This window comes from Pseudopedobacter sp. (genome assembly GCF_040392825.1).
Taxonomy (GTDB): Bacteria; Bacteroidota; Bacteroidia; order Sphingobacteriales; family Sphingobacteriaceae; genus Pseudopedobacter.
The window spans coordinates 1-8,363 of sequence record NZ_JBEBVH010000184.1 but is presented as its reverse complement, the minus strand read 5'-3'; the positions used below and the strand labels follow the sequence as shown (position 1 = coordinate 8,363).

9 protein-coding genes are annotated in these 8,363 nt (G+C 37.7%); 5 read left to right on the top strand and 4 right to left on the bottom strand.

The window, feature by feature from the left end:
* Nucleotides 1–83 precede the first annotated feature (83 nt).
* Nucleotides 84–332, bottom strand: coding sequence for an ATP synthase F1 subunit epsilon (atpC, locus tag ABWO41_RS12810; protein ID WP_353138538.1), 249 nt, complete (start codon nucleotides 330–332; stop codon nucleotides 84–86).
* 87 nt (nucleotides 333–419) lie between these two features.
* Complete coding sequence (gene atpD / locus ABWO41_RS12805) at nucleotides 420–1,928, bottom strand: F0F1 ATP synthase subunit beta (RefSeq protein ID WP_353138541.1); 1,509 nt, start codon at nucleotides 1,926–1,928, stop codon at nucleotides 420–422.
* Nucleotides 1,929–2,374: 446 nt separating this feature from the next.
* On the opposite strand from atpD, the gene ABWO41_RS12800 reads away from it, so the two are divergent.
* The 5 genes from ABWO41_RS12800 (at nucleotide 2,375) to floA (ending at nucleotide 7,423) form a co-directional block, all read left to right on the top strand.
* Nucleotides 2,375–3,592 carry an OmpP1/FadL family transporter gene (locus ABWO41_RS12800; RefSeq protein WP_353138535.1) on the top strand — a complete coding sequence of 406 codons (1,218 nt, stop codon included), beginning with the start codon at nucleotides 2,375–2,377 and terminating at the stop codon, nucleotides 3,590–3,592.
* Between the two features lie 27 nt (nucleotides 3,593–3,619).
* Nucleotides 3,620–4,891 carry an SGNH/GDSL hydrolase family protein gene (locus ABWO41_RS12795; protein WP_353138532.1) on the top strand — a complete coding sequence of 424 codons (1,272 nt, stop codon included), beginning with the start codon at nucleotides 3,620–3,622 and terminating at the stop codon, nucleotides 4,889–4,891.
* Nucleotides 4,892–5,017: 126 nt separating this feature from the next.
* Nucleotides 5,018–5,923 (top strand): SDR family oxidoreductase, encoded by a 906-nt coding sequence (locus ABWO41_RS12790; RefSeq protein WP_353138529.1) that lies wholly within the window; start codon nucleotides 5,018–5,020, stop codon nucleotides 5,921–5,923.
* A gap of 47 nt (nucleotides 5,924–5,970) precedes the next feature.
* Complete coding sequence (locus ABWO41_RS12785) at nucleotides 5,971–6,432, top strand: peroxiredoxin (RefSeq protein WP_353138526.1); 462 nt, start codon at nucleotides 5,971–5,973, stop codon at nucleotides 6,430–6,432.
* Nucleotides 6,433–6,436: 4 nt separating this feature from the next.
* Nucleotides 6,437–7,423 carry a flotillin-like protein FloA gene (gene floA, locus ABWO41_RS12780; RefSeq protein WP_353138523.1) on the top strand — a complete coding sequence of 329 codons (987 nt, stop codon included), beginning with the start codon at nucleotides 6,437–6,439 and terminating at the stop codon, nucleotides 7,421–7,423.
* Between the two features lie 158 nt (nucleotides 7,424–7,581).
* On the opposite strand, the gene ABWO41_RS12775 is transcribed toward floA, so the two are convergent.
* A complete protein-coding gene (locus tag ABWO41_RS12775) occupies nucleotides 7,582–7,794 on the bottom strand; it encodes a Txe/YoeB family addiction module toxin (protein ID WP_353138520.1) in 213 nt (70 codons plus the stop codon).
* A complete protein-coding gene (locus ABWO41_RS12770; protein ID WP_353138517.1) occupies nucleotides 7,776–7,979 on the bottom strand; it encodes a DUF2683 family protein in 204 nt (67 codons plus the stop codon). The genes ABWO41_RS12775 and ABWO41_RS12770 overlap by 19 nt, the downstream gene beginning before the upstream one ends.
* Nucleotides 7,980–8,363: the final 384 nt, after the last annotated feature.

The window sequence follows — 8,363 nt, the reverse complement described above, 5'->3', positions numbered from 1 at the left end:
GAAAACTTCAACTTTGTTCAAAAAAAAGAAGGTGCCCTTTTTGGACACCCCCTTTAGTAATATCTGAATGTTTAAACTGTAGACTATTTTTGTTGAACGCTTTCTGCTAAAACAATAATCTTATTGTTAATCACTTCAATAACTCCTCCAGTAATTAAGAACTTTTGTTCGTTGTTTCCGGTTCTCACAATCACTTTTCCTTGCTCTAAAGTAGAGATAATAGGGGCGTGATTATTTAAAACTTCAAAAGATCCTTGAGTTCCGGGTACAGTTACCGAAGTAATGTCGCCGTCAAATACTTTTTTATCGGGAGTTAATATTTCTAAAATCATATCTTTTAAGTCTGGTAGAAAGTATTTAGTATCAAGATTCAAGATAATTGAATGCCCCGACACTTGATACTAAAGACTTGATTCTATTTACGCGTTTGCTTCAGCTAATAGCTTTTTACCTTTTTCAATTGCGTCTTCAATACTTCCAACTAAGTTGAACGCTGCTTCAGGATATTCATCCACTTCACCATCCATAATCATGTTGAAACCTTTGATGGTGTCTTTAATATCTACAAGAACACCTTTTAAACCTGTAAACTGTTCAGCAACGTGGAAAGGCTGAGATAAGAAACGTTGTACCCTTCTTGCTCTGGCTACAGTTAACTTGTCTTCCTCAGATAATTCGTCCATACCTAAGATGGCGATAATATCTTGTAGTTCTTTATAACGTTGTAAAATTTCTTTTACTCTTTGTGCGCAAGCATAATGCTCGGGACCAACAACTGCAGGAGTTAAGATTCTTGAAGTAGAATCCAATGGATCTACCGCCGGATAAATACCTAGCTCAGCAATTTTACGGGAAAGTACTGTTGTAGCATCTAAGTGGGCGAAAGTTGTCGCAGGAGCAGGGTCAGTTAAGTCATCCGCAGGTACGTAAACCGCTTGTACAGATGTGATAGATCCTCTCTTTGTAGAAGTAATACGTTCTTGCATCGCACCCATCTCTGTTGCTAAGGTTGGTTGGTAACCTACCGCAGAAGGCATACGACCTAAAAGCGCAGATACCTCAGAACCCGCCTGAGTAAAACGGAAAATATTATCGATGAAGAATAGTACGTCTTTACCTTGTCCGTCGTCTTCACCATCACGGAAGTATTCAGCAACAGTTAAACCAGATAAAGCAACACGGGCTCTAGCACCTGGAGGCTCATTCATCTGACCGAAAACGAAAGTACATTTAGAATCTTTCATTAACTCTTTATCAACTTTGGAAAGATCCCATCCACCTTCTTCCATCGAATGCATAAACTCATCACCGTATTTGATAATGCCAGACTCCAGCATCTCGCGTAATAAATCGTTACCCTCACGAGTACGCTCACCTACACCAGCAAATACAGAAAGACCACCGTGACCTTTTGCAATATTATTGATAAGCTCCTGGATCAATACAGTCTTACCAACACCCGCACCACCAAATAAACCAATTTTACCACCTTTTGCGTATGGTTCAATCAGATCGATAACTTTAATACCTGTAAACAAAATTTCGTTTTCGGTAGAAAGGTCTTCAAATTTAGGAGGGGCATTGTGAATAGACTTACCATTAGCTTTGTCTAAATTTTCAATACCGTCAATAGCATCACCAACAACGTTGAAAACGCGTCCTTTAATGTTCTCTCCAATAGGCATTTTGATAGGAGCGCCGGTATCAACTACATCCATTCCTCTCACTAAACCATCTGTAGAGTCCATTGCAATACCTCTTACACGGTCTTCACCAAGGTGTTGTTGAACCTCTAAAACAATTTTCTGACCATTTTCCTTACGAATTTCTAAGGCATCGTAAATTTTAGGTAGCTTAGAACCTTCGGCAGAGAAGCTAACGTCTACTACTGGGCCAATGATTTGTGCTATTTTTCCAATGTTTGGCATGTTATATGACAATTTTTATTAAAATCAATTGTTTTTAAGCCTCTTAGGGCTACTACTTTGAGTGTGCGAAATTACATTTTATTACTTTAATTCAAAACCTATTTTTAATAATTATTTCATATTTTTTTACAAGTCATTACCGGGTTTGTAGGAGACCACCTTTTCATAATATGGCTTGAATGTTGCTTTGTGTTTCATAAACTGCATCTATGAAAAAATTTAACATTAAAAAACTGTTCCATTTTATCGTTAATACACTCAGAAAGTGCTATTTAAAATGGATGTCGAAAAGAAGGCATGTTATTACAACAGACTACGATCCTTTCATGAAAGAGATCCTTTTTATTTAGCAGAAGTATTTCTTTTTGTTAATAATTTTATTATGTTAGCATAGTATTTGCTATGCATGCATAAAAAGGATCAGTTAATAACCTAATATTACCATTATGATAACAAACAAAATAGTTTTTGGGGTGCTGTTAAGCATTTCTTCTGTTGCTGTTTTTGGACAGGGTTTTCAGGTAAACCTTCAGGGGCAGAAACAAATAGGCATGGCAGGTGCAGGTGTTGGCCTGGCATTAGACGAAGCTTCTGTATTTTATAATCCCGGAGCAGTTTCTATGCTAGATAAAAATGCCATAAGCGCAGGTATCAGTCCGGTGTTTTTTAAATCTGCATTTTTACAGCGAGGTTCCAATCATGTAGAATATAATAAAGACGAAGTAGCGACACCTATTCAGGTTTATGGTGTTTGGGGACCAAAATCAGGTAAATATAAGTTGGGTTTAGGAGTGTACACACCTTTTGGAGGTTTAAATAATTGGGGCGAAGATTGGTCAGGAAAATATGCTATTACGTCACTTGATTTAAAGGCGATTTATATACAACCTACCATTAGTATTAAATTATCTGATAATATAGGTTTTGGTGCCGGGTTTGTTTTTAATCATGGCATTGTAGATCTAAGGAGGAGAGTTCCTGTTTCTAATGATCAGGGAGTACCCGGAAGTGTACAGCTTAAAGGCAATGGTAATGCATATGGATGGAATGCCGGGTTATTTATGAAAAGCGACTTTGGTTTAACAGCGGGTATTTCTTACCGGTCTAAAGTTGTTACAAAGGTAGAGGATGGTGATGCCAATTTTGATGTGGCAAGTTCATTACAGCCAACATTCCCTACAAAATTCAGTTCGGAACTGCCTCTGCCAGGTACGTTGGCACTGGGCTTAGGTTATGAGGCAGGACCGAAAACTCAGCTTGCATTAGATTTGAGCTGGACAGACTGGAAAGTGTATGAGAATTTAGCTTTTACCTACAATAATAATTTTGAAACTCCGCCTTCGCCCAGGAATTACGGAGATGGCTACGCTGTGAAATTGGGCATGCAGCACATGGCCTCCGAAAAATTTGCGATTAGAGCAGGGGCAGGATATGTTTTCTCTCCTGTAAAGGAGGGCTATGTCACACCAGAAGTGCCGGATGCTAATCGGCTAATATTAACGGCAGGTATGAGCTACAATTTTAGTCAGAAATTTGGTGTAGATATTTCTTTTATGTACGAAAACCTGAAGGAAATTGATGAGACTAATATCGAGACCCAACTGTCAGGTAAATTTAAATCTCATGTGTACATACCAGGTATTTCACTGGCTTACAGATGGTAATTAATTGTTGAATTTTAATTGAATGTCATGAATTTAAGAAATATAAAAGTTTGGATTTACAGTATAGCTCTTTTAACTGTAGTTTCTTGCCGGCCAGAAATAGATCTGCCTCAGCAGTCCGCTGGTAGTGCAGACTTCACTAAATATATAGCAATAGGGAATTCTCTTACAGCAGGTTATGCAGATAACGGATTGTATTTAGAGGGACAGAAAGTAGCCTATCCAAATCTTATAGCCGAGCAGATGAAAGCCGTTGGCGGCGGAAATTTTGTGTCTCCTTTTTTTACAGAAGCACAAGCTAATGGTTCGGGATATGTACGTCTAACAGGTTTTAATCAGGATGGGTCTCCTATTATTACACCAGTTACAGATAAACTGGCTTATAGAAGTTCTACTCCTAAGTTATTGACTAAATATACTGATGAGATACAAAACCTCGGTGTGCCCAATATGAGTATAGCTTTTTCTACTCAAAATATCATGAGTTCTACTTTAGGAAATATGTATTTCGAAAGATTGGTGCCCGATGCTAACGCAGGAACTATCAATTATCAGCAATTTGCCACTACTAAAAATCACACTTTCTTTTCTTTCTGGCTTGGGAATATAGACGCATTGGGGTGGGCTACCAGCGGGGGAAATGCAGAAGGAGATATAACAAGACAGCTAACACCAGTTAATGCATTTACAGGATTGTTGAATCAGTTTATAAACTCCTTAACAAGCAACGGACGAAAGGGTGTTATTGCAACAATACCAGATGTTTCGGCCATTCCATTTTTCAATACCGTAACAGTAGCTGCAATAAATAAAGCGCTCGAAGCCAATCAGGTTAAATTATATATACAGCCAGCCAACGGATTGCCAAGGCTGGCAACAAATGAAGATTTAATAGTTTTAAACTTTGATAGAAGTAAATTAGGAGTAGGAGGTTATGGAGTAAGCCCTTTAAATCCAATGGAAAATAAATATGTATTAGATAAAGATGAAGTAGCTACTGTACAGCAAGCGATAAAATCTTATAATATGGCTATAAAACAGGTTGCAGAAGCAAAAGATCTGGCTTTTGTAGATACATACGCAATACTTAATGAAATTAAGAAAGGCAAAAATTTTGATGGAGTAGAAGTATCCTCCGAATTTATTAGGGGAAATGCTTTCTCTTTAGACGGTGTGCATCTTACTCCGATAGGGAATGCTATAGTCGCTAATGCTTTTATTGATGCGATTAATGTGAAATACAATTCTACTATTCCTAAGATTAGTGTGGCTAATTATGCAGGAGTAAAATTTCCATAATCGGTATCTGTTCGGAATAGAAAGGGTCTGCTTCATTTCAAGAAGCAGACCCTTCTAGTGTCTATACTGTCCGAAATCAATATGTAAAAAATTGTTGCTTTCGGTTCAAAAGATTAACTTCGGAACATGAAGAAAATCTTGGTGACAGGAAGCAATGGTTTGTTAGGGCAAAAACTAACAGATGCCGTTTTGAAAAACCGACAATTTGAACTTATAGCAACGGGAAAGGGAGTTAACAGGCACCCTGTAAAAACGGGATATGTCTATGAGGAAATGGACATCACCAATAAAGATAGTATTGCCTCTGTAGTGAGAAAGCATCATCCGGATGCAATCATCAATACCGCTGCAATGACGAATGTAGATACCTGCGAAAGTCAAAGAGAAGAATGCTGGTTGTTAAATGTAACTGCTGTAGAATATCTTGCAGATCTTTGCAGGGAAGAGGGTATCCAATTGGTTCATTTGTCCACAGACTTTATTTTTGATGGAGAAGAAGGTCCTTATACCGAAGATGCAACACCTAATCCGCTTTCATACTATGGCGAATCCAAGTTGGCCGCCGAGCAGTTGTTAGAACACTCGGGAATACATTATGCTATTCTAAGAACAATTATTGTGTATGGAATTGTCAATGATATGAGCAGAAGTAACATTATTCTTTGGGCAAAAGGAGCATTGGAGAAAGGTAATCCTATTAATGTGGTTAACGACCAGTGGAGGATGCCAACACTTGCAGAAGATCTGGCTGATATCTGTTTACTAGCAGTAGAGAAAGAAGCACAGGGAGTTTATAATGCATCCGGTAAGGATATGATGAGTATCATAGAACTGGTGCAAAGAGTAGCAACTTACTACAACCTGGATAAATCGCTAATCAAGCCAATATCTTCAGCAACTTTAAACCAGGCTGCTAAAAGACCTAAAAAAACAGGTTTTATATTAGATAAATCTGTAAAAGAACTCGGTTATCAACCCCATAGTTTCGAAGAAGGAATACGCATTATGGAGAAACAGTTAGCAGCTCTGTAGTAGAAAGAGAGATAATTAATTTAATAAGTACACTAAAAATCACAGACATGGCATTAAAAGTAGGAGATCAGGCTCCGGATTTTACATTATTGAATACAGAGGCTAAAGAAGTTAGTCTCGCTGATTTTGCAGGGAAAAAGGTAGTTCTTCATTTTTTTCCTTTAGCTTTCACAGGAGTTTGTACAACTCAATTATGTACATTGAGAGATAATTTTGGTTTCTACGAAGGTATAGGAGCACAGGTTTTAGGTATTTCGGTAGATTCACCTTTTACATTGGCTAAATTCAAAGAAGAAAACAATTATCAATTTCCTTTGCTTTCTGATTTTAATAAGGAAGTCTCAAAAGCATATGGGGCTTTCTACGAAGATTTCGTGTTAGGTTTAAAAGGTGTGGCTAAAAGGTCAGCTTTTGTAATAGACGAGAACCAAAAAATCATTTATGCGGAAGTTTTAGAAAAAGCATCAGACTTACCGAACTTCCAGGCAATAGACGCTTTAATTAAATAAAAATATGCAGCCATCAATAAGTATCGTATTTATTATTGTAGGAGCAATTGTAGCAATTTCTCTGTTTCTCTATATATTACCGGTGAACTTATGGTTTACAGCACAGCTATCCGGTGTAAGAATTAATCTGTTGAATTTAGTTTTAATGAGATTAAGAAGAGTTCCGCCTTCTCTGGTTGTTAATGCTATGATTACTTCCACTAAAGCGGGATTAAACATAACTTCTAATGAGATAGAAACACACTTTTTGGCAGGCGGCCATGTAAATAATGTAATTAAGGCCCTTATTTCTGCTGATAAAGCCAATATTCCGCTGGATTTTAAATTGGCTACGGCAATTGATCTGGCAGGACGTGATGTTTTCGAGGCTGTTCAGCTTTCCGTAAATCCAAGGGTAATCAATACACCTCCGGTTGCAGCTGTGGCTAAAGACGGTATTCAGTTAATCGCAAAAGCAAGGGTTACAGTTAGAGCAAATATCAACCAATTGGTTGGTGGTGCCGGCGAAGAAACCATTTTAGCCCGGGTAGGCGAAGGTATTGTAAGTACTATTGGTTCTTCTATAAGCCATAAGGAAGTTTTGGAAAACCCGGATAATATTTCCAAGGTAGTATTGGCTAAAGGTCTGGATTCCGGTACGGCTTTCGAAATTCTGTCTATCGATATTGCTGACATCGATATTGGTGAGAATATTGGTGCCAAGTTACAAACAGACCAGGCAGAAGCCGATCTAAAAGTGGCCAATGCTAAAGCCGAAGAAAGAAGAGCCATCGCTGTAGCTTACGAGCAGGAGATGCGGGCTAAAGCGCAGGATGCAAGAGCTAAAGTTATCGAAGCAGAAGCACAGGTGCCTTTAGCTATGGCAGAAGCCTTTAGAAGTGGAAACTTGGGTATTATGGATTATTATAAAATGCAAAATATCCAGGCAGATACCGAGATGAGAGGTTCTATAGCAAAACCGGGTTCTTCAGGCAAAACAGATAAGAAATAATTGGGAATTTTGTCATATTGGGCAGAGTCAAAATATCTTCTGAAAAGGAGGTTTTGATTCTGCTCAGTAAACTAAATAAAGATTCATCTACTTTTGGTTATAATGTCCCATCACTGAAATAACAAACACAGTCACCATCTGTTCTTTTACTTTGTATACTATATTCGATCTTTTTGGTTTATTCTTCTTGACCAAAAACCAGAAAGTTCATGTTTTAATTGTTCGGGATTACCCCAGCCTTGGTATGGATGCTCAGAAAGTTCGTCGAAAATTTTTTCTATTTTCTTGATATTAGATTTGTTTCCAGACTTATAATGCTTTTTTAATTGAGCTAAAGCTAAAGCTTCTACTTTTACTTCAAACTTTCCCATAGATTCTTTGGGTCTACGGTTTTATAATTAGCCCTTTCTTCAGCAACTTTTATTGCTTTTACAAATTCCGGATCATAATTTTCTATATATTCTTTTTTTTCATAGTTAATCTTAAGGGCTTTTAAGAATGTTTTGACAGCCTCCAACTGCTCTTTAGTTTCTGGGCGAACTATTAAAGTTTCCATAATCCTCTAATGGTTTGATTTATACAAATATAGTGAATTTTGAGTGGATGAGCCTATAGGGCCTACTATCACATTAAGACTTTCAAAAATGTGGTGCGGTGGGAAGAAAATAGCCTAAATCATACTAGTTTTTTCACAGGTTTCGAGAACTTCAGCCTAACCCGAAACTCATCCATACCCCCATTGACGGGAGTAGAAGGACATTTATAAGCAAATCCACCATTTCAAATATTTAAAATAAAATTTGCAGTAATCATCCTATTGTCTATCTTTGCAATCCCAATCGCGGGAATTAGTGGACATCTTAGATGTTTATTGAAAGAATGGATCTGTAGCTTAACTGGATAGAGCACCTGACTACGGATCAGGAGGTTAGGGGTTCGA